The sequence below is a fragment of the Pseudomonas sp. S2_C11 genome (assembly GCF_054668395.1).
On the sequence record NZ_CP162765.1, the window covers coordinates 1,758,764 to 1,783,117 of the forward strand.

Consider the following 24,354-nt stretch of genomic DNA (forward strand, 5'->3'; position numbering starts at 1 on the left):
TCAATGGCTTCAGTGCCTGGCGCATTTGTGGGAGCAAGCCTGCGTCGCGTCGGGCGATGATTTGTTCTGGCTGACCGGGTACATATCCGTTGCTGCGGTCATGGCCGCTTAGGGTTTCGCCCTTACGGCGACTCACTTTTTTTACAAACGCCTAAAAAAAGTAAGCAAAAAACGCTTGCTCCTGCGTTCGGCCCTCGCAGGCTCGGGTTCCTTCGCTGCGGGATCGATCCGGGCGCAGCGGCTACGGTTTGCTTCGCTGCACCTCCTTCCGCTGTGTCTGGCTGCGCCAGACGGTCGCTGCGCTCCCACCCCCGGATCAATCCCTCCGCTCAGCCTTCCGACGTCGCCGGTGGATCAAAAGCAGGATCAAAAGCACTCGAGCTTGCGCTCATTGTTGAGTGGGGCGGCTTCGCCGCGGGCAGCTGCGCTGCTTTGCTTTTCTGGTGGGGGCGAGCCTGATCGCGACGACGGCCTGCAGGTGAACCCGTTTCCATCGAATTCACGCGATCCAACTGTAGGAGCTGCCGAAGGCTGCGATCTTTTGATCTTGCTTTGCTTGGTTTTGTAGGAGAGGACCGGAGCTCTGGACAATAATTGCGCTGTAATACCAATCCCTGTGGGAGCTGGCTTGCCAGCGATGGCGGTCTGATGGACAAAGCCTTCTAACGGCCGCATCCGGCAAAAAACAAGGAATGTTTCCCGCGCCACGCAGTCGGAGTTCAGGTACTACCCATCTGAAAGAGGTTCACCGATGAACAGCAAAACCCTAATCGCCAGCCTGGCCCTTGTTGCCGGTATTGCCGGGATCACGCCCGTTGTTCAAGCGGCGCAAACCTCCAGCGAACCAGCCGTGCAATCGCCGACCAGCGATCGCCAACTGAAGGTCAACGACCGCGCTCCAGAAATGTACCAGCGCGAAGACAAGGCGCTGAAAAACTGGAAAGCCAAAGGTCTGAAAGCGCCGATCGAGCAGGCGCAGTGGGTGCAGATCAATGACAAGTACGTGATGGTGATGATCACCAACGGCACGATTGTCGAGATGCAGCCGGTCGAGAAATAGCCTGAACATCGGGGGGAGCGTTTACAGAAGCTCCCCCTTGTCCCAAAGCTGCACCAGCTCCCCAGGCGCCCGATCCTCTGGCACCTTCAACACCATTTCCCCTGACGGGTAGCGCACCTCAATCTGGTAGAAGCGCTGATCCCCACGGCCGGATTCGCTGCTGTCCAGTGGCAGGCAACCCTCAAGCACCGAGCATATTCTCGAACGCTGACTGATGTCGCATTGCGCGAATTCGATTTCCCGTGGGCGGCTCAGGCTGTGAATCGCTGCAACGCCACCCTGGCGAGATACGCGCAAAACGGAATCTTTATCCAGCTCGGGTAGCGTTTTCATACGGTCTCCTCAGATTATTCGATACCGACCTGTGCCCAGGCTTGCTGCACCGTGTCGGCTGCTTCGGCGCCGAAGCGCTGGGCGGCGTGGTCGATCGTCAGTGTTGCGAAAGCGTCGAACGTAGCGTCCTGTTTCAAACGGTCATCACACAGCGTGTCGTACCAGATGCGTCCGGCTTTTTCCCAGGCGAAGCCGCCAAACGCTCGGGCTGCCAGGTAAAACGCGCGGTTGGGAATGCCGGAGTTGATGTGTACGCCGCCATTGTCTTCGCTGGTGATGACGAACTTGCGCATGTGATCCGGTTGCGGATCCTTGCCCAGCATCGGGTCGTCGTATGCCGTGCCGGGGTGCGACATCGAGCGCAGGCCCTTGCCTTGGATCTGTGGCATCAGCAGGTCGGCGCCGATCAGCCAGTCTGCCTGCTCGGAGGTTTGGCCGAGGATGTATTGCTTGATCAACACGCCGAATACATCCGAGAGCGACTCGTTCAGCGCGCCGGACTGGTTGGCATAAATCAGCCCGGCTTCGCTTTCGGTGACGCCGTGGGCCAGTTCATGGCCGATGACGTCGAGCGAGCGGGTGAAGCGCTGGAAGATTTCGCCATCGCCGTCACCGAAGACCATCTGCGCGCCGTTCCAGAATGCGTTCTCGTAGCCTTGGCCATAATGCACGCTGCCGATCAGCGCGAATCCCTGATTGTCGATCGAGTCGCGACCAAGCACCTTCCAAAAGAAATCATAGCTGGCGCCCAGCGCATCGTAAGCCTCGTCGACCGCCGGATCTCCCGATGCCGGCTGGCCCTCGAGGCGCACCGGCATGCCCGGCAAGAGCATTTTGTTCTGCGCATCATGCACACTGCGCCGCGCCAGGCCAGGCTTGCTCGCTTCCGGCAGAATCGCGCGCGCCGGCGGCTGCGAAGGGCGGCCGGGGTTGGGCAGCAGGCTGCGCACATGGTTGAGCGTCTGCATCGCGGCGTTGCGCTGCGGCTCGGAACCGTGGGCGATGATGCGGTTGAGAATGTAGGGCGGGATGAAACTGCGCAGCAATCGAGAGTCGGTCATCTAAGCATCCTTGTCGTCATACGATGTCGATACACATGTGAGCGGCTATGCGTGTTTTCGGTTCCATGGATTGCCATCGCCGCCGGATTCTGCGAAAAACGCCGCCTGCGAACATCTCAAGAGCCAACGACATGACAGACGAACTGCAAATCATCGACCTGCAACCGGGCGACGGCAAAGCCGCGGTGAAAGGCGCGCTGATCACCACCCAATACACCGGCTGGCTGGAAGACGGCACTGAATTCGATTCGTCCTGGAGCCGGGGCAAACCGTTTCAGTGCGTGATCGGCACTGGCCGCGTGATCAAAGGCTGGGATCAGGGGCTGATGGGCATGCAGGTCGGCGGCAAACGCAAATTGCTGGTACCGGCGCATCTGGGCTACGGCGAGCGGACCATGGGCAAGATTCCGCCGAATTCGAATCTGGTGTTTGAAATTGAGTTGCTGGAGGTTTTGACGCGGGAGGATTGAAGGGGAGGAATCATCCAGCGGAACTCCTGTGCAGCTGGATGATGTCGATGGTTAACCGCGAAGTTGAATGCTATTCAACTCCCTCGATTTCAAAACTCGGAATGCAGGGTGGACATTGCCACGCAAAGCCAGCGTCAGGCCCATTGCAACGGGCCTGACGGAAAGCAAATGTCCACCTCCAGCCTTGCAGCAGCTGACAGGTTGACCAATGCATCGAGCGAGAATTTGTCGATTTTCCCGTTGAGTACATCATTGAGGCGCGGCTGCGAGATTCCCAATCTCTGTGCCGCGTCCTTTTGAGGGAGCTCCCACGCTCGAATGGTCTCGCAAAGCGAACGCATGAGCTTGGCTCGCAGACGCATGTTGGCAGCTTCCTGAGGCGTGTCCTCCAATGCATCCCATACACTGGAAAATCGTTGGGATGAGTCTTGATGTTCCTTCATGGCTTAACCTATTTCCTGATATCTGGCCCGGGCCAGTTCGATGTCTCTAATTTCCGTTTTACGTGTGGTTTTGTGCATGGCGTGAAGCACATAGATTGCTTCAGGTCGATTGACTACATAAAACACGCGAAACGCCCCTGAGTCCTCGGTGATCCTGATTTCGTTAACACCGCGTCCTACGGTTTTCATAGGGCGCCAATCGAGTGGGGCATCACCCTGTTGCAACAGGTCCAGCTGAAACCCCGCCGCTCTTCGGGCATCAACCGGGAACGCTTTGAGATCTTTCAACGCGCTCCCCACGAACACCACATCCTTGTGTTTCGGCATCGGCTTGTCCTGTGTCAAAAGGAAAAGCGTAATAGCTGAACGTAAGCGGCGACGGTGAGTTTTATTGCAAGAAATGCCAGTGCCGTTTGATTTTCAGGTTATATCAGAATCAATATAAAGCAAGCCGCATTTTCCGTTTCACAATTTTCACCGCGAGCGTTTCTGCCGGCCTCGCCGTCAACGTCAGCGCTTAAAACGCTGCGGGATGGAGCGAAAGCTTATTGCTTCGCCCAAACCGCTCCCGATAAACCGACGGCGGTACGCCCACCACGCTGCGGAACGCCACACGAAAACTCTCCACCGAGCGATAGCCGCAGCGCTGCGCGATTTGCTCGGTGTGTTGATGGGTGCTCTCGAGCAGCTCCCGCGCTCGCGCCAAGCGTTCATGTTGCAGCCACGCCTTGGGCGTTTGCCCGCTGGCTTCGGTGAAGCGCCGCAGAAACGTGCGCTCGCTCATTGCCGCTTCGCTGGCCAGGTCGCGCACTTCCAGTGGTTCGTGCAGGCGTTCGCGGGCCCATTGCATGACGCGCGACAGGTCGCTGCGGGGTGTCGGGCTGACCGGGGTGGGGATGAATTGGGCCTGGCCGCCGGTGCGTTGTGGCGACATGACCAGGCGCCGCGCGACGGCGTTGGCGACCTGCGTGCCGAAGTCACGTGTCACCAGATGCAGGCAGGCGTCGATGCCGGCGGCGCTTCCGGCGGAGGTGATCAGTTGACCGGCGTCGACGTAGAGCACGTCCGGATCGACCTCGATGGCCGGGAAGCGTTGCGCCAGTTCACCGGTGTAGCGCCAGTGCGTGGTAGCGCGGTGGCCGTCGAGCAGGCCGCTGGCGGCGAGGACGAACACGCCCGAGCAGATCGACAGCAACCGCGCGCCTCGGTCATGGGCCTGACGCAACGCGTCGATCAGCGCAGGCGGTACCGGGGCGTTGCGGTCGCGCCAGCCCGGAATGACGATGGTGCGCGCTTCGGCGAGCAATTCCAGGCCGCCATCGGCCAGCACCTGAATGCCACCCATGGCGCGCATCGGGCCTGGATCGACTGCGGCAATCGCATGCTCGTACCAAGGGAAATCGAACTCTGGTCGGGCCAGGCCGAAGATCTCCACGGCAATGCCGAACTCGAATGTGCAGAGGCCATCGTAGGCCAGAATGGCAACCAGATTGGGCTGAGTGAGCATTTGGCGGAAAACTCCCGGTCGGTGTCTTGCGCGCCACTGTAGCGGCAAGCGCCGTCTCGATAAAGTCTGTTCATCCCCCACAGACAAAGGAGCAACACAGCATGACCAGCCTGGTTCGCGAAATTCCCGCCGCCCCTTCGGCGATTGCCCTGATGCATTTCAGCAATCGTCTGACCTTCGAAACCGATTGTTCCGACGTGTTCAGTAGCCACGAGGCCGGGGAGGTCGATTTTGTTCTGGTGGATGTGCGCGGCCCATTGGCGTTTGAGCGCGGCCATGTGCCCGGCGCGATCAATATCCCGACCCGCTTGCTCACGGCGGAGCGCTTGGCCGATTACCCGAAACACACTTTGTTCGTGGTCTATTGCGCCGGGCCGCATTGCAATGGGGCGAACAAGGCTGCGGTGATGCTGGCGGCGTTGGGTTATCCGGTGAAAGAGATGATCGGCGGCGTCACCGGATGGCTCGATGAAGGTTTCGAACTGAGCGCGGCGTCAGTCGCCAATACACCTGTCGCCTGCGAATGCTGACGTTTCTGTAGGAGCCGCCGGAGGCTGCGATCCTTTGATCTTGATCTCAAAAAAACAAGATCAAAAGATCGCAGCCGTCGGCAGCTACAGGGAGGATCGGCGTTTCTTGCTCTGAAAACAGTCTTGTTCTACATCCTTCGCACCAACACGGCGCACGCGTTTACTCCCGTCAAAGTGATCGCCGATGTTCTGTAAGTAATTGTCGCTTAAAAACAATTGCCTCCCTGCGCGCCGCCATAGACTGCCGGCCACGTCGGTTTTTGCCGTTAGAACGCCATGACCGAACGCTGACTCGAAAGCTGCCAATAAAAGCCTCCGCACGGGAGTAATAAATGAAAAAGCTAGTGATGTTCGGTGCCCTGGCACTGTCGATGTTGTCCCTGACCGCCGTGGCCGAAGACGCCAAGCCGATCCGCATCGGTATCGAAGCCGGGTACCCGCCATTCTCGATGAAAACCCCTGACGGCAAACTCACTGGTTTTGACGTGGACATCGGTGACGCACTGTGCGCGCAGATGAAGGTTAAATGCACGTGGGTCGAGCAAGAGTTCGATGGTCTGATCCCGGCGCTGAAAGTGAAGAAGATCGACGCGATCCTGTCGTCGATGACCATCACTGACGATCGCAAGAAAAACGTCGATTTCACTATCAAGTACTACCACACCCCGGCACGTTTCGTGATGAAGGAAGGCTCGGGCGTGAAAGACCCGCTGACCGAACTCAAGGGCAAGAAAGTCGGCGTGCTGCGCGCCAGTACTCACGACCGTTACGCGACCGAAGTGCTGGTTCCGGCCGGGATCGAACTGACGCGCTACGGCTCGCAGCAGGAAGCCAACCTCGACATGGTGTCCGGGCGTATCGACGCGATGCTGGCCGACTCGGTCAACCTCAGCGACGGTTTCCTGAAAACCGATGCTGGCAAAGGCTTCGAATTCGTCGGCCCGACCTACGAAGATGCCAAGTACTTCGGCGGCGGCGCTGGCATCGCGGTGCGCAAGGGCGATACCGCACTGGCCGAGCAGTTCAACAAAGCCATCACCGAAATCCGCGCCAATGGCGAGTACAAGAAAGTCCAGGACAAGTACTTCGACTTTGACGTATACGGCCATTAATACGCCGTGAAAAAAAGTGGCCCCGTTTGCGCGGTGGCCACTTTTTTTATGCTTTTTTATTGATGGAAATTCTCTGTGGGAGCGAGCCTGCTCGCGAATGCGGTCTGACATTCGACATCGTCATCGTCTGACCTGACGCATTCGCGAGCAGGCTCGCTCCCACAGGGTTTTATGTAACCCAGCTATTCAGGAGTTTTCCATGCAACGCATCGACCACGTTCTGCCCTGGAGCCATTTGGGCAGCGAGCGCTCCCTCAGCGTTTTCCGCTACGGCGCCGGCAGCCGCAAGGTGTATATCCAGGCCAGCCTGCACGCTGATGAACTGCCGGGCATGCGCACCGCGTGGGAACTCAAGCTGCGCCTGAACGAACTGGAACGGCAGGGCCGTTTGCAGGGCGTTATCGAACTGGTGCCGGTGGCCAATCCGATCGGCCTGGATCAGCATATGCAAGGCAATCACATGGGCCGCTTCGAATTGGGCAGCGGCAAGAATTTCAACCGCGCATTCGTCGAGCTCAGCGCCCCGGTGGCGGCACTGGTTGGCGAGCGTCTGGGCGCGGATGCCGAGGCCAACGTCGCCCTGATCCGCCAAGCCATGGCTCAGGTCTTCGAAGAATTGCCAGCGCCGGCATCGCAACTGGAAGCCTTGCACCGCTTGTTGCTGCGCCACGCCTGCGACGCCGACATCACCCTCGATCTGCATTGCGACTTCGACGCTGCGATTCACCTCTATGCGCTGCCGCAACACTGGCCGCAGTGGCAATCGCTGGCGGCGCGGCTGAAGGCGGGCGTGGCATTGCTCTGCGAAGACTCCGGTGGCAGCTCGTTCGATGAGTCCTGCTCGACGCCATGGTTGCGTCTGGCCAAAGCATTCCCGAACGCGGCGATTCCGGCGGCGAATCTGGCGACAACGCTGGAGCTGGGCAGCATGGGCGACACCCGCGTCGATCAGGCTCAGGCCAATTGCGAAGCGATTCTGGGCTTTCTCGCCGAGCAGGGTTTCATCAGCGGGGAATGGCCGGCGGCGCCGAGCGAATGTTGTGAAGGTCTGCCGTTTGAAGGCACCGAATACCTGTTCGCCCCGCACCACGGCGTGGTCAGTTTCTTGCGCAATGCCGGCGAGTGGGTAGAGCAGGGCGATGCGCTGTTCGAGGTTGTTGACCCGTTGCAGGATCGCGTGACCACCGTGCGCGCCGGCACCAGCGGGGTGCTGTTTGCGATTGATCGCGGGCGTTATACCGAGCCGGGGATCTGGCAGGCGAAAGTGGCGGGGCGGGTGCCGTTTCGTACGGGCAAGCTGACCAACGACTGACAGGTTGCGGTGAACGTGCGGGCCTCTTCGCGAGCAGGCTCGCTCCCACAGGGGGAACGCATTTCAACGGTGGGAGCGAGCCTGCTCGCGAAAGGGCCATCAGCCACTCCACAAAATTTGGATCCTCAGCCGAGAATGTTAGGCTCCCCCGCGAACCCGACACTCTGTGAAGGAACGCTGCAATGCTCAAATTGTTCGCCCTGCTGACCCTGCTCGCATCCACCGCCGTCCACGCGCAAACCACCCTGCAATCCGACTTGCCGCTCAAATACCTCGAACAGGTCCACGCCGACGCTGAACCACGTCCGCTGGTGATTTTCCTGCACGGTTACGGCAGTAACGAGGCCGATCTGATAGGTATGAAGTTTCAGCTGCCGGCGCAGTACAACTACCTTTCCGTGCGCGCGCCGATGACGTTGGGTGAAGGACGTTTCCAGTGGTTTCGCAAGAAGGGCGAAGGCGCCTACAACGGCGAGACCGATGATCTGAAGGTCAGCGGCCAGAAGCTGCGCGACTTTATCGCCCAGGCGGCGAAGAAATATCACGCCGCGCCGGACAAGGTGTACCTGATCGGCTTCAGCCAGGGCGCGATGATGAGCTACGAAGTGGGCCTGCGCGCGCCAGCGGTCGTGGGCGGGTTTGCCGCGTTGAGCGGGCGCTTGTTGCCGGTGCTCAAAGCCGAACTCAAGCCTGGGCAAGCGCCGCTGCCGCTGAGCATTTTTATCGGCCACGGCACCGCTGATGATCCGGTGCCTTACCGTCACGGCACCGAGGCCAACGCGCTATTGCAGAAACTCGATTACAAGCCCGAGTTTCACGCTTATCCGGGCGTCGGCCACAGCATCAGTGCGGCCGAATTGCGCGATCTGAATGGCTGGTTGCAGCGGCTCAATCCTTGACGATGGCTTTGATCAAGGCATCGTGAGCTTTCTTGTCGCTGACGCGGGAAATCACCTGCACCAGCGCCATCTTCGTCCCCGAGCCGGCCAGCAGCGTCGTGTTCAGCGTCTGGCCACCGCCCTGAGTGGCGGTGCTGTCAACCTGACGCAGCCCCAGGCCGGTGCCTTTCTGGGTCAGGCTTTTTTCGCTGAGCTTGTTGAAGTCCGGCAGGGCCTTGCGCTGATCGTCGATGAAACTCGACACGCTGCCGTCGAGAAACTCACCGTCGTTGTCCTTGACGTTCTGCCCAGCCGGGATCTGGTTTTCGGCGGCGATGACCACGGTCTTGGTGGCCTGGTTGGTGTACATCGTGCCCTTGGCCCCGCTCGGGCTGGCGGGCAGCGGGTTGGCGACAAAGCCTTTGGGCAGGACAAAGGCAAACTTGCCGTCGAGCAGCGAGACCTTCTCGGTTTTGACCTTTTCCTTGGCGGCGTGCGCGTTGATCGCGGCGAAACCAGCGATGGCCGCCAGCAACAGGACGACGGCTTTTTTGCTCAACAATGACATCTGAAATCTCCGGAAAATGGCCGCGCGAGGCGGGCGATCATCCCACGGAGCGTGCCGGGCGTTCCAGCGCGATTCGTCCAGGCGGTTATTGTGCTTGCGCCTTGGCCACTGGCCGCGCCAGCAGACGCCGGGTCACCCCGAGCATGGCCACCGACACTGCCACTCCCACTGCGAAGCCGCTGAGGCCCATGGTCGGCAGCGTCAAGGCCGACACCAGGCAGAACGCCGAGAACGAATACATGCCGGTTGCCGTTGCGCGCAATAACGCAGCGGTAAACGCAGGGCCGCGGGTTTGTTGCGAGAACACCGCCATGACGCTGCCAAGCACCGGGAACACCGCGAGAAGGCCGCTCCAGCGTTCGCCGACGGTGCTGGCGAGCATCGTCACCACCAGCGTCAGCGCCGCACCGGCGATCATCCGCCAGATCAGTTTGTCCGACTTCGGTGCTGGCCCGTTCAACACCGGATGCACCTCAGGGAACAGATAAGGCGAAGCGAGCAGTGCCACCGCTGCCGCAATCACCGAGAACGGCAAGGACGCCGGGATCACCGACAAGACTGCCGCCAGCGCGGCCCACACCGCCAGTGAAATGGTCAACGCCCACGGCCAGTTCGCCCGCTGCGCCACCTGCGCATAAGTGATGCAGAAAGCGATCATCGCGAACATTGCCGACAGCGCCGCGACCGCTGATTGCGCGGCAAACTGCGGCCCTTGTTCGATCGCCAGAAAAAACAGAATCGGCCCGACCACCACCGGCAATCCCGACAGCCACCCGGCCACGCTCGGCCCCCAACGTTTGCCCGCCAGGGAAATCAGCAGGAGAAAACCGGGAATCAGCAGCAGTTTGAGGATCAGCACGCGGGTGTCTCCATCGGGTCAGGATGAGCCACGTTAGCACTGCCGATTGAAGATTGCTGCCTATGTTCGCAATTTTTGTATACAAAAATTCAGGCGCGAATCCGGCTATGCTTTGATCATCAGAATGCAGCGGAGACGATACGGCGATGAACAGAACACCCAAGCTCGTACGTGGCTGTTGTGGCATCGGTTTATGGGCACTGCTGCTGACGCCGACGTGGGCCAATTGGCAGGACGCAGTGCCAGGGGCGCAAATCATCGGCAGTGGCGATTTCAGCGTGTTCGGCTTCGATGTTTACAGCGCGCGCTTGTGGAGTGCCGCGCGGCCTCTGGCGGACGGCCAGCCGTTTGCTCTGGAGCTGATCTACCGGCGCAATATCTCGCGAGACGATCTGGTCAGTACCAGCGTCGATGAGATCAAACGCCTGGCCGGTCCCCGGGTCACTTCAGCGCAATTGGCCGGCTGGCAGACGCAGATGCAGCAATCGTTTGTCGACGTTCAGGCCGGCACGCGGATTACCGGCGTGTATCTGCCGGGGCAGGGCGCGCGGTTTTTTGTCGGCCAGAAGCTGCAGCATGAGATTGAGGACCCACAGTTTGCCAAGGCGTTTTTCGATATCTGGCTGGATCCGCGAACACGCAGTCCCGAGTTGCGCGAGCAGTTGTTGGGGGTGAACCCATAGGTTCAGTGATCTTTGCGCTTCAAGGCATCAGGCGAAACGACTAAGCTGCCGGGCTCCCGTTTTTGTTTCTGGATGTGTGCGTGAAATTCAGTCTGCCCAAAATCGCCACCGCGCCGTTTTGCCCGCCGGAAGTGGCTGGCAGTGTTGCGGTTGATCCGACTGCCTCGTTCTTCAAACGTGTGCTGCGTTTCGCCGGTCCCGGTTTGCTGGTGTCGATCGGCTACATGGATCCGGGCAACTGGGCGACCGCGATCGAGGCCGGTTCGCGTTTTGGCTACAGCCTGTTGTTCGTGGTGTTGCTGGCGAGTCTGGCCGGCATGGTCGTGCAATGTCTGTGCTCGCGGTTGGGCATCGCCACCGGGCGCGATCTTGCGCAGCTGTCCCGCGAGCGCTACAGCACGCCGACCGCGCGCCTGCAATGGATACTGGCGGAGATCTCGATCATCGCCACCGACCTCGCCGAAGTGCTTGGCTGCGCTCTCGCGTTTCACTTGCTGCTCGGTTGCTCGCTGACCTTCGGCATCGCCCTGACGGCGTTCGACACGTTGCTGGTGCTGGCCTTGCAGAACCGGGGTTTCCGCCGTCTCGAAGCAATCATGCTGGTGCTGGTCGCGACCATCGGCGTGTGTTTTTTCGTTGAGCTGTTGCTGATCAAACCCTACTGGCCAGACGTCGCACTGGGCTTCAAACCTTCACTGGCGGCCATCGGCGATGCCGCGCCGCTGTATCTGGCCATTGGCATCCTCGGCGCCACAGTAATGCCGCATAACCTTTACCTGCACACCTCGATCGTGCAGACGCGGATGATCGGCAAGGACCTGGCGAGCAAGCAGGACGCGGTGAAACTGGCGCGTATCGACACCATTGGTTCGCTGGCCCTGGCGCTGCTGGTCAACGCTGCGATCCTGATTCTCGCGGCGGCGGCGTTTCACCAGTCCGGACACACCGATGTGGTCGACATTCAGGACGCGTATCACCTGCTCGACCCGTTGGTTGGCGGTGCGCTGGCGAGTGTGTTGTTCGGCGTGGCGCTGCTCGCGTCGGGGCAGAGTTCGACCTTCACCGGGACCATCGCCGGGCAGGTCATCATGGAGGGCTATCTGAACCTGCGCATCCCGTGCTGGCAGCGGCGTTTGATCACTCGCGGGCTGGCGCTGATTCCGGCGTTCATCGGCGTCTGGCTCATGGGCGATAACGCGATCGGCAAGTTGCTGGTGTTGAGCCAGGTCGTGCTCAGCCTGCAACTGCCGTTTGCCTTGTACCCGCTGATTCGCATGACCAACGACCGGCAGTTGATGGGGCCGTTCGTCAACCGCTGGCCCACGCGGGTGCTGGCTTGGGGGCTGTTTGTGTTGATCAGCGGGGCGAACAGCTGGTTGATATTGCAGTGGGCGGTTTGATCACTGAGTTGCGGTGACTGGCAGGGCCTCTTCGCGAGCAGGCTCGCTCCCACAGGTTTTCGCGGGCCGCCACAATTCAGCTGGCCAGCCGACGAGGGGTCATCCATCAACTTGTTTCGCGGCGGGCGAGCCTATACTGTATATGCACACAGTAAAGAGTCCGTGCCATGCAAATCATCGACAAGCTCAGCATCCTCGCCGACGCCGCCAAGTACGACGCCTCCTGCGCCAGCAGTGGTGCGCCCAAGCGCAGCTCCGAGGGCAAGAGCGGGCTTGGTTCGACGGATGGCATGGGCATTTGCCACAGCTACACGCCGGACGGGCGCTGTGTGTCGTTGCTGAAAATCCTGCTGACTAACTTCTGCCTTTACGATTGCCAGTACTGCGTCAACCGCCGTTCCAGCGATGTGCCGCGTGCGCGCTTCACCCCGGAAGAAGTCGTGACGCTGACCATGGATTTCTACCGCCGCAACTGCGTCAGCGGCCTGTTTCTCAGCTCCGGGATCATTCGCTCGGCGGACTACACCATGGAGCAACTGGTGCGGGTGGCGAAGTTGCTCCGAGAAGAGCACGAATTTCGCGGCTACATCCATTTGAAGACCATTCCGGAAGCCGATCCGGCCTTGATCGAGGAGGCTGGGCGTTACGCCGACCGCCTCAGCGTCAACATAGAATTGCCCACCGATGCCAGCCTGCAGACACTGGCGCCGGAGAAGGACATAACTTCCATCAAGCAAGCGATGAACACCATCTACACCGGAGTGCAGACGGTATTGAACGAGCCGCGCTCGGCAAAGTTCGCCCCGGCCGGGCAGAGCACGCAATTGATCGTCGGTGCCGATGACACCGACGACAGCACCATCCTCCACAGCGCCCAGTCCCTGTACGGCAACTTCCGTTTGCGCCGGGTCTATTACTCGGCGTTCAGCCCGATCCCCGACAGCCCGAAAAGCGTACCGCTCGCCGCGCCGCCGCTGATGCGCGAGCACCGTTTGTATCAGGCTGATTTCCTCCTGCGCAGCTACGGCTACAGCGCTGACGAATTGCTTAAAGGCCCGGGCAATCTGGCGCTTGATATCGACCCGAAGCTGGCCTGGGCGCTGGAAAATCGCGAGGTGTTTCCGCTGGACCTGAACCGTGCCGACGCGACGTTGATCGCGCGCATCCCGGGCATTGGCTTGCGCACCACCGAGCGCCTGGTCGAGTTGCGCCGTCAGCGGCGAATCCGTTACGAAGACGTGGCGCGGATGCGCTGCGTGCTGGCCAAGGCGAAGCCTTTCATCATCACCAGCGATTACCACCCGCAACAGGCGGAAGTCACCAGCCACATGCTCTATCAGCAATTGCGCGACCGACCGATGCCGCAGCAGATGGGGTTGTGGGGATGATCAGTCTTGATTGCGATGACCTGTTCGACACATGGCGTCAGCAGGCGCGCTGGTTGCTCAGCCATGAAATCGATCCGAGTCTGGTGAGCTGGGCGGCGGAAGGGGTGGGCGATCTGTTTGCCAGTGATGAGCACGTGCCCGAGGGGCAGGGGCCGTTTCAGGCGCGTATTCCCCGCGCGCTGCTCGACACCCTCGAACAAGCGGCGCGCTATCGCGGCGAGCAACGCTGGAGCCTGTTGTATGAAGTGCTCTGGCGCGTCAGTCACGGCGACCGCACGGCGATGATGGCAGGCGACAAACTCGGCAGCGAGTTGCAGCGGCGCATCAAGCAGGTCAGTCGCGAGGCCCATCATCTGCATGCATTCGTGCGTTTCATCGAGCGGTCGAAGGATCTGCCCGGTCCACAATACGTGGCGTGGCACGAGCCGGCGCATGACATCCTGCACAGCGCCAGCGAGCACTTTATCGGGCGCATGGGCCAGCATCGCTGGTTGATCGCCACACCGCGTGACGGCGTTTATTACGACGGTGAGCAATTGATTCACGAGCGGCAGTGCCCGATTGAGTGGCAGCAACTGGCGCAGAACGTCGACGATCCCCACGGCGATTTGTGGTTGACCTACTACAGCCACATCTTCAACCCGGCGCGGTTGAACCCGAAGGTCATGCAAGGGCATCTGCCGGTGCGGTTCTGGAAGAATCTGCCGGAGGGGGAGTTGATACCGGGATTGATCACCCAGGCGCGGATGGGCAAGCAGCAGAATGGGCAGGCGAGCGGGATTTCGGATCGGACGGGCAAGCGCATTGCCTCCAAAAATCAAAAGCAAACCCTCACCCCAGCCCTCTCCCGGAGGGAGAGGGAGCCGACCGAGGTGTTCTTGCGAACTCCATCGACCTGAATGGCCGAGGTGAACGCGATTTTTGAAAAGCACACAAGTCGGCTCCCTTTCCCCCTCGCCCCCTTGGGGGAGAGGGCTGGGGTGAGGGGGTGACGTTCTTCAATACGACACCAGAGCCCAGCCCTACAAAAAAGCCCCCCACCAATCACTCGGTGGAGGGCTTTGAGCATCAGCAGTCGTCAGATCAAACCTTGACGATCCAGCCCGCTGGCGCTTCGATGTCGCCGGTCTGCACGCCAGTCAGCTCTTTGTAGAGCTGCTGGGTTACCGGGCCTACCTCGGTTTCGCTGTGGAACACATGCAGGTGGTCGTTGTAGCTGATGCCGCCAATCGGCGTGATCACCGCAGCGGTACCGCAGGCACCGGCTTCCTTGAAGTCCGACAGCTTGTCGATCAGCACGTCGCCTTCAACCACTTCCAGGCCCAGACGCGATTTGGCCAGTTCGATCAGCGACAGGCGGGTGATGCCTGGCAGGACCGATGGCGAGTTCGGGGTGACGAACTTGTTGTCGTGGGTGATCCCGAAGAAGTTGGCCGAACCGACTTCCTCGATCTTGGTGTGGGTCATCGGATCGAGGTAGATCGCGTCGGCGAAGTTGGCCTTCTTGGCTTTCGAGCCCGGCATCAGGCTGGCGGCGTAGTTGCCACCGACCTTGGCCGCACCGGTGCCTTGCGGGGCCGCGCGGTCGTAGCTGGAGATCTGGAAGTTGTGCGGGGTCAGGCCGCCCTTGAAGTAGGCGCCGACCGGGATGCAGAAGATCGAGAAGATGAACTCGGGCGCAGTGCGCACGCCGATGTTGTCACCCACGCCGATCACGAACGGACGCAGGTACAGCGCGCCGCCAGTGCCGTAAGGCGGGATGAAACGCTCGTTGGCGCGGACCACGGCTTTGCAGGCTTCGATGAACTGCTCGGTGTCGACCGTCGGCATCAGCAGACGCGCGCAGCTGCGTTGCATGCGCAGGGCGTTCTGGTCCGGGCGGAACAGGTTGATCGAGCCGTCCTTGCAGCGATAGGCCTTCATGCCTTCGAAGCACTGCTGACCATAGTGAAGGGCGGTGGAGCCTTCGCTGATGTGCAGGACGTTATCTTCGGTCAGGGTGCCTTTGTCCCACTCGCCATCGCGAAAGTACGACAGATAGCGCTTGTCGGTCTTGATGTAGTCAAAACCCAGCTTGTCCCAATTGATGCTTTCGTTACCCATGACACCCTCTATCACTGAACAACCGCCGAAACGGTTCAAGGCTTCTGACGTTTTTTTGGATGGGCACAACAATACTTCATTCTTGAGCGGTTTCGCAGCCCGGACTATCGGATGACACTCAGATAAATAGTGTTGCCCTCAAGAATTCGCGAGCAGGCTCGCTCCCACAGGGGGAATGCATTTCAAGTGTGGGAGCGAGCCTGCTCGCGAAGGGGCCTACAGATGCAGCGCATGCCCCAGCGCCCGCAACGCCGCTTCCTGCACCGCCTCACCCAAGGTCGGGTGGGCATGGATGGTGCCGCCGATGTCTTCCAGTCGCGCGCCCATTTCCAGGCTTTGCGCAAACGCCGTCGACAGTTCGGAAACCCCAACGCCCACCGCTTGCCAGCCGACAATCACATGATTGTCGCGACGTGCGACCACGCGGACGAAGCCGCTTTTCGATTCCAGGGTCATCGCCCGGCCGTTGGCGGCGAACGGGAAGCTGGAAACGATGCAGTCCAGCCCCGCAGCCTTGGCCTCGTCCGGGGTTGTGCCGACCACCACCAGTTCCGGGTCGGTAAAGCACACGGCGGCGATGGCGGTCGGGTTGAACTCACGGCTCTTGCCACTGATCAACTCGGCAACCATTTCGCCCTGAGCCATGGCGCGGTGGGCCAGCATCGGTTCGCCGCTCACATCGCCAATGGCGTAGACGTTGCGCATGCTGGTCTGGCAACGGCTGTCGATCCTGATCGCCGAACCGTTCATGTCCAGATTCAGCGCTTCGAGATTAAACCCCTGCGTATTGGGTTTGCGACCGACGGCAACCAGTACCTGGTCGGTTTCCAGATTGAGGGTTTCGCCTTCAGGATCGCGCACCTGCAACGTGCCGTCGAAACCGAGCACGCTGTGCTTGAGGTACAGCTTCACACCCAGTTGCTTGAGCGCCTCATGCACTGGTTGCGTCAGTTCTGCGTCATAGGCCGGCAGGATACGGTCCTGTGCTTCGACCACGCTGACCTCGGCGCCGAGCTTGCGATAAGCGATGCCCAGCTCCAGCCCGATGTAACCACCGCCGACCACCACCAGACGCTTCGGCACAGCCGTTGGCGCCAGCGCTTCGGTGGAGGAGATGATCGGCCCGCCAATCGGCAGGATCGGCAGATTGACGCTGGTCGAACCGGTGGCCAGCACAAGATGTTCGCACTGGATGCGCGTATCGCCGACTTCCACGGTTTTGCCGTCGATGACTTTCGCCCAGCCATTGATGACCTGAACCTTGTTTTTCTTCAGCAGCGCGGCGACGCCAGTGGTCAGGCGATCAACGATGCCATCCTTCCACTCGACGCTTTTGCTGATATCCAGGGTCGGCGCGGCAACGCTGATGCCCAACGCCGAATGCTGGCTGTGATGCTGCGTCTGGTGAAACTGCTCAGCCACATGAATCAGCGCTTTTGACGGAATGCAGCCGATATTCAGGCAGGTGCCGCCCAACGACTGGCCTTCGACCAGGATGGTCGGAATACCCAATTGCCCGGCGCGGATCGCGGTGACGTAACCGCCGGGGCCGCCGCCGATGATCAGCAGCGTAGTGTTCAGAGATTGCATTCGGGCTTACTCCACAAACAAGGTAGCGGGTTGTTCGAGCAAGCCACGAATGGCCTGAATGAAGAGCGCCGCGTCCATGCCGTCGACCACGCGGTGATCGAAGGAGCTGGAGAGGTTCATCATCTTGCGGATCACCACTTGGCCTTTGACCACCATTGGCCGTTCGACAATTTTGTTCACGCCGACAATGGCCACTTCCGGCAGATTCAGCACCGGCGTGCTGACAATGCCGCCCAATGCGCCGAGGCTGGTCAGAGTGATGGTCGAACCGGACAGCTCATCGCGGCTGGCCTTGCCATTGCGCGCGGCGTTGGCCAAACGCGAAATTTCCGCGGCGCTGTCCCACAGGCTGCGCGCTTCGGCGTGACGCACCACGGGCACCATCAGGCCGACATCGCTTTGCGTGGCGACGCCGACATGCACCGCACCGAGGCGGGTGATGACTTGCGCTTCGTCATCGTAACGGGCGTTCATCTGCGGGAAGTCGCGCAGGGCGACGACCAGCGCGCGAACAAGGAACGGCAACAAGGTCAACTTGCCACGGCTGGCGCCATGTTTTTCATTCAGATGCGCGCGCAGTTCTTCGATTGCGGTGACGTCGATTTCCTCGACATAACTGAAGTGCGCGGCACGCTGAGTAGCATCTTGCATGCGCTGAGCGATCTTGCGGCGCATGCCGATCACTTGAATCTGTTCTTCGTCGTGGCGCTGGGCATAAGCGGCAGCGGCCGGCGCCGAAGCGTTCGACTGACCTTGCGCCAGATAGGCTTCAAGGTCTTCGTGCAACACGCGACCGGCCGGGCCGGAGCCGCGCACCAAGCGCAATTGAATGCCCAGATCCAGCGCATGTTTGCGCACGGCTGGCGAGGCTAGCGGGCGTTCATCCGCTTCGCGAGCGACCATCGGACCCTGGCAAACGGCAGCCGGACGTGGTGCGGCGGCTGCGGCGGGTTTGCTTTCGACAGCGGTCTCAACTTTCGGCGCAACCGGTGCTTCTTTGACCGGCGCGGGTGCGGCGGACTCTTTAAGGTTGCCGGCACCTTCAACCTCGATGCTGATCAGCACACTGCCGACCGCCATCACTTCACCCGGCTGACCACCGAGCGCAATCACTTTCCCGTGCACCGGCGACGGAATATCGACCATCGCCTTGTCGGTCATCACATCCGCCAGCACCTGGTCTTCAACCACCAGATCGCCAACCTTGACGTGCCACTGCGACAGTTCTACTTCTGCGATGCCTTCGCCGATGTCCGGCATCTTGATAACGTGCGTGCCCATTCAGACCTCCATGACCCGTTTCAACGCCGCGCCCACGCGGGACGGCCCTGGGAAATACGCCCACTCCTGCGCGTGCGGGTAGGGAGTGTCCCAACCGGTGACGCGTTCGATCGGCGCTTCCAGGTGATGGAAGCAGTGCTCTTGCACCAGCGATACCAGCTCGGCGCCGAAACCGCAGGTGCGGGTGGCTTCGTGTACCACCACGCAGCGGCCGGTTTTCTTCACCGACTTGACGATGGTTTCCAGGTCCAGCGGCCACAGGCTGCGCAGGTCGATGACTTCGGCATCGACACCGGATTCTTCGGCAGCGACTTGCGAGACGTATACGGTGGTGCCGTAGGTCAGCACGGTCACGTCCTTGCCCGGGCGAGTGATCGCGGCAACGTCCAGCGGCACGGTGTAGTAACCGTCCGGCACCTGGGCTTGCGGATGTTTCGACCACGGGGTTACCGGGCGGTCGTGATGGCCATCGAACGGGCCGTTGTACAGGCGTTTCGGCTCAAGAAAGATCACCGGGTCATCGTTTTCGATGGAGGCGATCAGCAAGCCTTTGGCGTCATACGGGTTGGACGGCATGACGGTGCGCAGACCGCAGACCTGAGTAAACATCGCCTCGATGCTCTGGCTGTGGGTCTGGCCGCCGTAGATGCCGCCGCCGCACGGCATGCGCAGGGTCATCGGCGCGGTGAACTCACCGGCCGAGCGATAACGCAGACGCGCCGCTTCGGAAATGATCTGGTCGGAGGCGGGGTAGACGTAGTCGGCGAACTGGATTTCGGCGACCGGACGCAAACCGTAGGCGCCCATGCCGACGGCGACGCCGACAATGCCGCTTTCCGAAATCGGTGCGTCGAACACGCGCGAGGTGCCGTACTTGGTCTGCAGGCCTTCGGTGCAGCGGAACACGCCGCCGAAGTAGCCGACGTCCTGACCGAAGACGACGACGTTGTCATCACGCTCAAGCATCACATCCATGGCCGAGCGCAGGGCCTGGATCATGGTCATGGTGGTCGTGGTCATGGCGGTTTCCAACTGAATATTGTTGTTGTGATCGTTCATGTCAGATCCCCAACTGCTGACGCTGGCGCTTCAAGTGCTCCGGCATCTCTTTGTAGACGTCTTCGAACATGGTCGCGGCGCTTGGAATCTGACCGCCGGCGAGGGTGCCGTACTGTTCGGCCTGTTTCTGCGCAGCAATCACTTCGGCCTCGAGTTCAGCGCTGACGGCGGTGTGCTCTTCCTCCGACCAGTGACCGACCTTGATCAGGTGCTGTTTCAGACGCGCAATCGGATCGCCGAGCGGGAAGTGGCTCCAGTCATCGGCAGGGCGGTATTTCGATGGGTCGTCGGAGGTCGAGTGCGGGCCGGCGCGGTAGGTGACCCATTCGATCATGGTCGGGCCGAGGTTGCGCCGGGCGCGTTCGGCAGCCCAGGCGGAAGCGGCGTAGACCGCGTAGAAGTCGTTGCCGTCGACACGCAGCGAGGCGATGCCGCAACCGACGCCGCGTCCGGCGAAAGTCGTGGCTTCACCGCCGGCTATGGCCTGGAAGGTGGAAATCGCCCACTGGTTATTCACGACATTGAGGATCACCGGCGCGCGATAAACGTGGGCGAAGGTGAGGGCGGTGTGGAAGTCCGATTCGGCGGTGGCGCCGTCACCGATCCACGCCGAGGCGATTTTCGTATCGCCCTTGATCGCCGAGGCCATGCCCCAACCGACGCCCTGAATGAATTGGGTGGCGAGGTTGCCGGAAATGGTGAAGAAGCCAGCGTCCTTGACCGAGTACATGATCGGCAACTGGCGGCCCTTGAGCGGATCGCGCTCGTTGGACAGCAACTGGCAGATCAGGTCGACCAGCGGTACATCGCGGGCCATGAGGATGCTTTGCTGGCGATAGGTCGGGAAGCACATGTCATCGATGTTCAGCGCCAATGCCTGGGCGCTGCCGATGGCTTCTTCGCCAAGGCTCTGCATGTAGAACGACATCTTTTTCTGCCGCTGGGCGACGACCATGCGGTTGTCGTAGATGCGCGTCTTGAGCATCGCGCGCATGCCTTTGCGCAGGATCTCGACCGGCACGTTTTCGGCCCACGGGCCGAGGGCGTTGCCCTGATCGTCAAGCACGCGAATCAGGCCACGGGCGAGGTCGGCGGTATCGGCAGGTTCTACATCGACAGGGGGTTTGCGCACCGTACCGGCATCGGTCAAATGCAGGTAGGAAAAATCGGTTTTGCAGCCGGGACGGCCCGAGGGTTCAGGGACGTGCAGGCGCAGCGGTTCATACGCTTGGGTCATGGCTTCTACGCTCGATCTTGTGAATTTCTTGTAGTGAGCTGGCAGTCATTCCCGGGTAGGGGAAATCTTGTCCTACAACAATCATAGGCGTGGGCAAGAAGAATATTTCTCTGTGTTTCGTTGCGCTGGCGACCATTTGCAGATAGAAATTCTCCATAAACATAAAAAACAGATGGTTTTGTCTCATGCGCAAACTGGACCGTACCGACATCGGCATTCTCAACAGCCTTCAGGAGAATGCGCGCATCACCAACGCCGACCTCGCCCGTTCGGTGAACCTGTCGCCGACGCCGTGCTTCAACCGGGTCAAGGCCATGGAAGAATTGGGCCTGATTCGCGAGCAGGTCACGCTGCTGGATGCCGATCTGCTGGGGCTGCATGTGAATGTGTTCATTCACGTCAGCCTGGAAAAGCAGGTGGAGGAAGCGCTGCAGCACTTCGAGGAGGCGATTTCTGATCGGCCGGAGGTGATGGAGTGCTATCTGATGGCCGGCGACCCGGATTATCTGATCCGTGTGCTGGTGCCGAGCATTCAGTCGCTGGAACGCTTCATGATGGATTTTCTGACCAAGGTGCCGGGGGTGGCGAACATCCGCTCCAGCTTTGCGCTCAAGCAGGTGCGCTACAAGACCGCGTTGCCGTTGCCGGCTAATGGATTGACGTTGGGAACCTGAAGATCAAAAGATCGCAGCCTTCGGCAGCTCCTACAGTTGCACCGTATTCCAAATGTAGGAGCTGCCGAAGGCTGCGATCTTTTGACGTTAAAGTTTGTTGAGCGGAATCTTCAGGTAAACCACGCCGTTGTCCTCAGGCGCCGGCATATTCCCCGCCCGTACATTCACCTGAATCGCCGGCAGTAGCAACGTCGGCATGCCTAACCCAGCGTCACGTGTCGTGCGCATCTCCACGAACGCCGCTTCATCGATCCCGTCATGCACATGAATATTGCTTTTGCGCTGTTCGCCGACAGTGGTCTGGCACTGCGAGGCGCGGCCCTCGGGCGGGTAATCGTGGCAAACGTAAAGCTTCACGCTGGCCGGAAACGCCAACAGCTTCTGGATCGACTTGAACAAGTGCTGCGCATTGCCACCGGGGAAATCACAGCGCGCGGTGCCGACATCGGGCATGAACAGCGTGTCGCCGACGAGGATCTGTTCGCCGTCGACCAGGTAGGCCATGTCCGCTGGTGTATGGCCGGGGACGTGCAGGGCGGTGGCCTTGAGGTTGCCGATCAGGAACGATTCGTTCGGCGCGAACAGGTGATCGAACTGCGAGCCATCGGCGCAAAATTCCGGCTCCAGATTGAACAGCGCCTTGAACACATTCTGCACTTTGCTGATCGATTCACCGATGGCGATCTTGCCGCCCAGTTCTCGACGCAGGTACGGCGCGGCGGAGAGGTGATCGGCGTGGGCGTGGGTTTCCAGTAGCCATTGCACTTGCAGCCGGTGCACACGCACGAAAGCGATGATCTTGTCCGCCTGCGCCGTGCCGGTGCGCCCGGCGGCGCCATCGTAATCGAGCACCGGGTCGACGATCGCGCACTGGCCGCCGTCGGCTTCGTAGACCACGTAGCTGTAGGTCGAGGAGGCGGGGTCGAGGAACGCTTCAATCAGGGCGGGCATGGCGAAAACCTGTGCTGGGTAATTTCGGGTTGCAACACTTTATGTAAAAACATAATGTTCGCAGCTTAAGTGACCTTCAAGGCCTCGTGCAAATGCAATCCAGTCTGACCGAATGTGAAGTCGCCCAACTGCGCGCCTCGGCGTCCAAAGCCTGCGCCTTGCTCAAAGCCCTGGCCAATGAGGATCGCCTGTTGATCCTCTGTCAACTGACCCAGGGCGAACGCAACGTCGGCGAACTGGAAAAAATGACCGGCGTACGCCAGCCGACGCTGTCCCAGCAACTGGGCATCTTGCGCGATGAAGGCCTGGTCGCGACCCGCCGCGAAGGCAAATACATTTTCTATGGCCTGGCCAGTCACGAAGTGATCCAGGTGATGAAAACCCTTTCGGGGCTCTATTGCGGAGCGGTACTCAAGAGCTGGGAACAGCCATAAATGCCAGCCCTCACAAACATCTCCTGTGGGAGCGAGCCTGCTCGCGAAGGCGGCGTGTCAGCCGACGAATAGTTGACTGAGCCACCGCTTTCGCGAGCAGGCTCGCTCCCACATTGGTTGTTGTGGTGAGCCAAAAAATCCTTGCGTGCAGCAAAAGGAACAAGCAATGAACGATCAACACTGGGGCCTATCCATCAGTGCGGACATCGTGGTCATCGGCGGTGGCACGGCCGGCATCGGTTTTGTCGCCAGCCTGCTCAAGCGTGACCCGCAGCTTAAAGTCACCGTGATCGAACCGAGTTCACAGCACTACTATCAACCGGCGTGGACGCTGGTCGGCGGTGGCGCGTTTGACGTGAAGGACACGGTCAGGCCGATGAGCAAAGTCATGCCGCGTCAGGCGACGTGGATTCAGGCCAGTGTCAGCGCCATCGACCCGCAAAGCCGCCAACTCACCCTCGATGACCAGCGCACCGTCAGCTATCAGAACCTGATCGTCTGCCCCGGCCTGCGCCTGGCCTGGGAGAAAATCGAAGGCTTGCAGGAAAGCCTCGGCCAGCACGGCGTCACCTCCAACTACAGCTATCAACACGCCCAGTACACCTGGGATCAAGTGCAGAAACTGCGCGATGGCCGGGCGCTGTTCACCCAGCCGGCGATGCCGATCAAATGCGCCGGCGCGCCGCAAAAAGCCCTGTACCTGTCTTGCGATCACTGGCGCAAATCCGCCGTGCTGAAAGACATCAAGGTTGAATTCAATCTCGCTGGCGCTGCGCTGTTTGGCGTGCCGACCTTCGTGCCGCCGTTGATGAAGTACATCGAACAGTACGACGCGCAACTGGCGTTCAACTCGAATCTGGTCAAGGTCGACGGCCCGGCAAAAACCGCGTGGTTTGAAGTCAAGGGCGCCGATGGCAACATCAGCCGGGTCGCGAAAACCTTTGATCTGCTCCACGTCGTGCCGCCACAAGTCGCGCCGGATTTCATCGCACAGAGTGCGCTGGCCGATGCCGGCGGTTGGTGCGAAGTCGATCCGCACAGCCTGCAGCATCCGCGTTATCCCGACGTGTTCGCACTGGGCGATATCTGCGGCACCAGCAATGCGAAAACTGCCGCAGCGGTGCGCAAGCAGGTTGTCGTCGTTGCGCAGAACCTGCTGGCCGCGCGCAAACAACAGCCGCTGCCGCTCAGGTACGACGGCTACGGTTCCTGCCCGCTGACGGTGGAGAAGGGCAAGGTGATCCTCGCCGAGTTCGGCTATGGCGGCAAACTGCTGCCGACTTTCCCGCTGAACCCGACCGTGGCCCGCCGTTCGGCATGGTGGCTGAAAGCGACGCTGCTGCCGTGGTTCTACTGGCACGGCATGCTCAAGGGCCGCGAGTGGCTGACGCGTCTGTCCAGGGTCGACTGAGAAAACTCCT

At 60.5% G+C, this 24,354-nt stretch carries 26 protein-coding genes; 13 read left to right on the plus strand and 13 right to left on the minus strand.

The annotated features are described in order from the left end of the window. Positions 1–751 precede the first annotated feature (751 nt). Positions 752–1,060 carry an RcnB family protein gene (locus AB4N48_RS08110; RefSeq protein ID WP_150634977.1) on the plus strand — a complete coding sequence of 103 codons (309 nt, stop codon included), beginning with the start codon at positions 752–754 and terminating at the stop codon, positions 1,058–1,060. Between the two features lie 21 nt (positions 1,061–1,081). Here AB4N48_RS08110 and AB4N48_RS08115 read toward each other — a convergent pair whose 3' ends face one another. Beyond that, the gene (locus tag AB4N48_RS08115; RefSeq protein ID WP_041477010.1) at positions 1,082–1,393 is read right to left on the minus strand and encodes a protealysin inhibitor emfourin; all 312 of its coding nucleotides are present in this window, start codon (positions 1,391–1,393) and stop codon (positions 1,082–1,084) included. A 14-nt stretch (positions 1,394–1,407) separates the two neighbouring features. Continuing rightward, positions 1,408–2,454 carry a M4 family metallopeptidase gene (locus tag AB4N48_RS08120; protein WP_460095121.1) on the minus strand — a complete coding sequence of 349 codons (1,047 nt, stop codon included), beginning with the start codon at positions 2,452–2,454 and terminating at the stop codon, positions 1,408–1,410. 131 nt (positions 2,455–2,585) lie between these two features. On the opposite strand from AB4N48_RS08120, the gene AB4N48_RS08125 reads away from it, so the two are divergent. Beyond that, complete coding sequence (locus tag AB4N48_RS08125; protein ID WP_041477007.1) at positions 2,586–2,924, plus strand: FKBP-type peptidyl-prolyl cis-trans isomerase; 339 nt, start codon at positions 2,586–2,588, stop codon at positions 2,922–2,924. Positions 2,925–3,058: 134 nt separating this feature from the next. Here the strand turns inward: AB4N48_RS08125 and AB4N48_RS08130 are convergent, their stop codons facing one another. From AB4N48_RS08130 to ftrA, 3 genes are all read right to left on the minus strand, one after another. Beyond that, the gene (locus tag AB4N48_RS08130; protein WP_016775213.1) at positions 3,059–3,367 is read right to left on the minus strand and encodes a helix-turn-helix domain-containing protein; all 309 of its coding nucleotides are present in this window, start codon (positions 3,365–3,367) and stop codon (positions 3,059–3,061) included. A gap of 3 nt (positions 3,368–3,370) precedes the next feature. Next, positions 3,371–3,694: a type II toxin-antitoxin system RelE/ParE family toxin gene (locus AB4N48_RS08135; protein WP_024013362.1), complete on the minus strand. Its 324-nt coding sequence runs from the start codon at positions 3,692–3,694 to the stop codon at positions 3,371–3,373. 190 nt (positions 3,695–3,884) lie between these two features. Beyond that, entirely contained in the window at positions 3,885–4,874 is a 990-nt protein-coding gene (gene ftrA, locus AB4N48_RS08140) for a transcriptional regulator FtrA (protein WP_460095123.1), read from the minus strand. A 101-nt stretch (positions 4,875–4,975) separates the two neighbouring features. Here ftrA and AB4N48_RS08145 point away from each other — a divergent pair, with 101 nt between their 5' ends. The 4 genes from AB4N48_RS08145 (at position 4,976) to AB4N48_RS08160 (ending at position 8,727) form a co-directional block, all read left to right on the plus strand. Next, positions 4,976–5,404 carry a rhodanese-like domain-containing protein gene (locus tag AB4N48_RS08145; RefSeq protein ID WP_460095126.1) on the plus strand — a complete coding sequence of 143 codons (429 nt, stop codon included), beginning with the start codon at positions 4,976–4,978 and terminating at the stop codon, positions 5,402–5,404. 332 nt (positions 5,405–5,736) lie between these two features. After that, entirely contained in the window at positions 5,737–6,516 is a 780-nt protein-coding gene (locus tag AB4N48_RS08150; RefSeq protein WP_071172858.1) for an ABC transporter substrate-binding protein, read from the plus strand. A gap of 199 nt (positions 6,517–6,715) precedes the next feature. After that, the gene (locus AB4N48_RS08155; RefSeq protein ID WP_460095127.1) at positions 6,716–7,828 is read left to right on the plus strand and encodes a succinylglutamate desuccinylase/aspartoacylase family protein; all 1,113 of its coding nucleotides are present in this window, start codon (positions 6,716–6,718) and stop codon (positions 7,826–7,828) included. Between the two features lie 182 nt (positions 7,829–8,010). Further along, on the plus strand, positions 8,011–8,727 hold the full coding sequence (locus AB4N48_RS08160) for an alpha/beta hydrolase (RefSeq protein WP_150634982.1): 717 nt from the start codon (positions 8,011–8,013) through the stop codon (positions 8,725–8,727). Here AB4N48_RS08160 and AB4N48_RS08165 read toward each other — a convergent pair. Together AB4N48_RS08165 and AB4N48_RS08170 are read right to left on the minus strand one after the other, a co-directional pair. Further along, on the minus strand, positions 8,717–9,274 hold the full coding sequence (locus tag AB4N48_RS08165; protein WP_460095129.1) for a DcrB/PsbP domain-containing protein: 558 nt from the start codon (positions 9,272–9,274) through the stop codon (positions 8,717–8,719). The genes AB4N48_RS08160 and AB4N48_RS08165 overlap by 11 nt on opposite strands. Before the next feature lie 85 nt (positions 9,275–9,359). Next, on the minus strand, positions 9,360–10,133 hold the full coding sequence (locus tag AB4N48_RS08170; RefSeq protein WP_041476998.1) for a hypothetical protein: 774 nt from the start codon (positions 10,131–10,133) through the stop codon (positions 9,360–9,362). Positions 10,134–10,279: 146 nt separating this feature from the next. Between AB4N48_RS08170 and AB4N48_RS08175 the strand changes: the two genes are divergently transcribed. The 4 genes from AB4N48_RS08175 (at position 10,280) to AB4N48_RS08190 (ending at position 14,503) form a co-directional block, all read left to right on the plus strand. Beyond that, a complete protein-coding gene (locus AB4N48_RS08175; protein WP_095182013.1) occupies positions 10,280–10,816 on the plus strand; it encodes a chalcone isomerase family protein in 537 nt (178 codons plus the stop codon). Positions 10,817–10,896: 80 nt separating this feature from the next. Next, a complete protein-coding gene (locus tag AB4N48_RS08180) occupies positions 10,897–12,216 on the plus strand; it encodes an Nramp family divalent metal transporter (RefSeq protein WP_236168605.1) in 1,320 nt (439 codons plus the stop codon). A gap of 167 nt (positions 12,217–12,383) precedes the next feature. Next, a complete protein-coding gene (locus AB4N48_RS08185; RefSeq protein WP_024013352.1) occupies positions 12,384–13,604 on the plus strand; it encodes a putative DNA modification/repair radical SAM protein in 1,221 nt (406 codons plus the stop codon). Next, entirely contained in the window at positions 13,601–14,503 is a 903-nt protein-coding gene (locus AB4N48_RS08190; RefSeq protein ID WP_236168606.1) for a TIGR03915 family putative DNA repair protein, read from the plus strand. Before AB4N48_RS08185 ends, AB4N48_RS08190 begins: the two co-directional genes overlap by 4 nt. A 184-nt stretch (positions 14,504–14,687) precedes the next feature. Here the strand turns inward: AB4N48_RS08190 and AB4N48_RS08195 are convergent, their stop codons facing one another. The 5 genes from AB4N48_RS08195 to AB4N48_RS08215 form a co-directional block, all read right to left on the minus strand. Continuing rightward, complete coding sequence (locus tag AB4N48_RS08195) at positions 14,688–15,707, minus strand: branched-chain amino acid aminotransferase (RefSeq protein WP_016775201.1); 1,020 nt, start codon at positions 15,705–15,707, stop codon at positions 14,688–14,690. Positions 15,708–15,923: 216 nt separating this feature from the next. After that, complete coding sequence (lpdA, locus tag AB4N48_RS08200) at positions 15,924–17,297, minus strand: dihydrolipoyl dehydrogenase (RefSeq protein ID WP_457262765.1); 1,374 nt, start codon at positions 17,295–17,297, stop codon at positions 15,924–15,926. 6 nt (positions 17,298–17,303) lie between these two features. Further along, positions 17,304–18,578 carry a dihydrolipoamide acetyltransferase family protein gene (locus tag AB4N48_RS08205; RefSeq protein ID WP_056789044.1) on the minus strand — a complete coding sequence of 425 codons (1,275 nt, stop codon included), beginning with the start codon at positions 18,576–18,578 and terminating at the stop codon, positions 17,304–17,306. Next, positions 18,579–19,637, minus strand: a complete 1,059-nt coding sequence (locus tag AB4N48_RS08210; RefSeq protein ID WP_003224000.1) for an alpha-ketoacid dehydrogenase subunit beta — start codon at positions 19,635–19,637, stop codon at positions 18,579–18,581. 1 nt (position 19,638) lies between these two features. Next, positions 19,639–20,874, minus strand: coding sequence for a 3-methyl-2-oxobutanoate dehydrogenase (2-methylpropanoyl-transferring) subunit alpha (locus AB4N48_RS08215; protein ID WP_095182010.1), 1,236 nt, complete (start codon positions 20,872–20,874; stop codon positions 19,639–19,641). A gap of 185 nt (positions 20,875–21,059) precedes the next feature. Between AB4N48_RS08215 and bkdR the strand changes: the two genes are divergently transcribed. Beyond that, positions 21,060–21,548, plus strand: a complete 489-nt coding sequence (bkdR, locus tag AB4N48_RS08220; protein WP_039762201.1) for a Bkd operon transcriptional regulator BkdR — start codon at positions 21,060–21,062, stop codon at positions 21,546–21,548. Between the two features lie 87 nt (positions 21,549–21,635). On the opposite strand, the gene AB4N48_RS08225 is transcribed toward bkdR, so the two are convergent. Continuing rightward, complete coding sequence (locus AB4N48_RS08225; protein ID WP_460095133.1) at positions 21,636–22,499, minus strand: MBL fold metallo-hydrolase; 864 nt, start codon at positions 22,497–22,499, stop codon at positions 21,636–21,638. 92 nt (positions 22,500–22,591) lie between these two features. Here AB4N48_RS08225 and AB4N48_RS08230 point away from each other — a divergent pair, with 92 nt between their 5' ends. Further along, positions 22,592–22,933 (plus strand): ArsR/SmtB family transcription factor, encoded by a 342-nt coding sequence (locus AB4N48_RS08230; protein WP_016775194.1) that lies wholly within the window; start codon positions 22,592–22,594, stop codon positions 22,931–22,933. Positions 22,934–23,099: 166 nt separating this feature from the next. Then, complete coding sequence (locus AB4N48_RS08235; RefSeq protein WP_460095135.1) at positions 23,100–24,344, plus strand: NAD(P)/FAD-dependent oxidoreductase; 1,245 nt, start codon at positions 23,100–23,102, stop codon at positions 24,342–24,344. Positions 24,345–24,354: the final 10 nt, after the last annotated feature.

What these genes read in the sequence shown, in the direction of transcription:
- AB4N48_RS08235 (WP_460095135.1), top strand. Translation starts at nt 23,100, where the DNA reads ATGAACGATCAACACTGGGGCCTATCCATCAGTGCGGACATCGTGGTC.
- AB4N48_RS08195 (WP_016775201.1), bottom strand. Translation starts at nt 15,707, where the DNA reads ATGGGTAACGAAAGCATCAATTGGGACAAGCTGGGTTTTGACTACATC.
- AB4N48_RS08145 (WP_460095126.1), top strand. Translation starts at nt 4,976, where the DNA reads ATGACCAGCCTGGTTCGCGAAATTCCCGCCGCCCCTTCGGCGATTGCC.
- AB4N48_RS08160 (WP_150634982.1), top strand. Translation starts at nt 8,011, where the DNA reads ATGCTCAAATTGTTCGCCCTGCTGACCCTGCTCGCATCCACCGCCGTC.
- AB4N48_RS08110 (WP_150634977.1), top strand. Translation starts at nt 752, where the DNA reads ATGAACAGCAAAACCCTAATCGCCAGCCTGGCCCTTGTTGCCGGTATT.
- ftrA (WP_460095123.1), bottom strand. Translation starts at nt 4,874, where the DNA reads ATGCTCACTCAGCCCAATCTGGTTGCCATTCTGGCCTACGATGGCCTC.
- AB4N48_RS08155 (WP_460095127.1), top strand. Translation starts at nt 6,716, where the DNA reads ATGCAACGCATCGACCACGTTCTGCCCTGGAGCCATTTGGGCAGCGAG.
- AB4N48_RS08165 (WP_460095129.1), bottom strand. Translation starts at nt 9,274, where the DNA reads ATGTCATTGTTGAGCAAAAAAGCCGTCGTCCTGTTGCTGGCGGCCATC.
- AB4N48_RS08135 (WP_024013362.1), bottom strand. Translation starts at nt 3,694, where the DNA reads ATGCCGAAACACAAGGATGTGGTGTTCGTGGGGAGCGCGTTGAAAGAT.
- AB4N48_RS08225 (WP_460095133.1), bottom strand. Translation starts at nt 22,499, where the DNA reads ATGCCCGCCCTGATTGAAGCGTTCCTCGACCCCGCCTCCTCGACCTAC.
- AB4N48_RS08125 (WP_041477007.1), top strand. Translation starts at nt 2,586, where the DNA reads ATGACAGACGAACTGCAAATCATCGACCTGCAACCGGGCGACGGCAAA.
- AB4N48_RS08210 (WP_003224000.1), bottom strand. Translation starts at nt 19,637, where the DNA reads ATGAACGATCACAACAACAATATTCAGTTGGAAACCGCCATGACCACG.
- AB4N48_RS08190 (WP_236168606.1), top strand. Translation starts at nt 13,601, where the DNA reads ATGATCAGTCTTGATTGCGATGACCTGTTCGACACATGGCGTCAGCAG.
- AB4N48_RS08130 (WP_016775213.1), bottom strand. Translation starts at nt 3,367, where the DNA reads ATGAAGGAACATCAAGACTCATCCCAACGATTTTCCAGTGTATGGGAT.
- AB4N48_RS08215 (WP_095182010.1), bottom strand. Translation starts at nt 20,874, where the DNA reads ATGACCCAAGCGTATGAACCGCTGCGCCTGCACGTCCCTGAACCCTCG.
- AB4N48_RS08205 (WP_056789044.1), bottom strand. Translation starts at nt 18,578, where the DNA reads ATGGGCACGCACGTTATCAAGATGCCGGACATCGGCGAAGGCATCGCA.
- lpdA (WP_457262765.1), bottom strand. Translation starts at nt 17,297, where the DNA reads ATGCAATCTCTGAACACTACGCTGCTGATCATCGGCGGCGGCCCCGGC.
- bkdR (WP_039762201.1), top strand. Translation starts at nt 21,060, where the DNA reads ATGCGCAAACTGGACCGTACCGACATCGGCATTCTCAACAGCCTTCAG.
- AB4N48_RS08175 (WP_095182013.1), top strand. Translation starts at nt 10,280, where the DNA reads ATGAACAGAACACCCAAGCTCGTACGTGGCTGTTGTGGCATCGGTTTA.
- AB4N48_RS08150 (WP_071172858.1), top strand. Translation starts at nt 5,737, where the DNA reads ATGAAAAAGCTAGTGATGTTCGGTGCCCTGGCACTGTCGATGTTGTCC.
- AB4N48_RS08185 (WP_024013352.1), top strand. Translation starts at nt 12,384, where the DNA reads ATGCAAATCATCGACAAGCTCAGCATCCTCGCCGACGCCGCCAAGTAC.
- AB4N48_RS08120 (WP_460095121.1), bottom strand. Translation starts at nt 2,454, where the DNA reads ATGACCGACTCTCGATTGCTGCGCAGTTTCATCCCGCCCTACATTCTC.
- AB4N48_RS08115 (WP_041477010.1), bottom strand. Translation starts at nt 1,393, where the DNA reads ATGAAAACGCTACCCGAGCTGGATAAAGATTCCGTTTTGCGCGTATCT.
- AB4N48_RS08230 (WP_016775194.1), top strand. Translation starts at nt 22,592, where the DNA reads ATGCAATCCAGTCTGACCGAATGTGAAGTCGCCCAACTGCGCGCCTCG.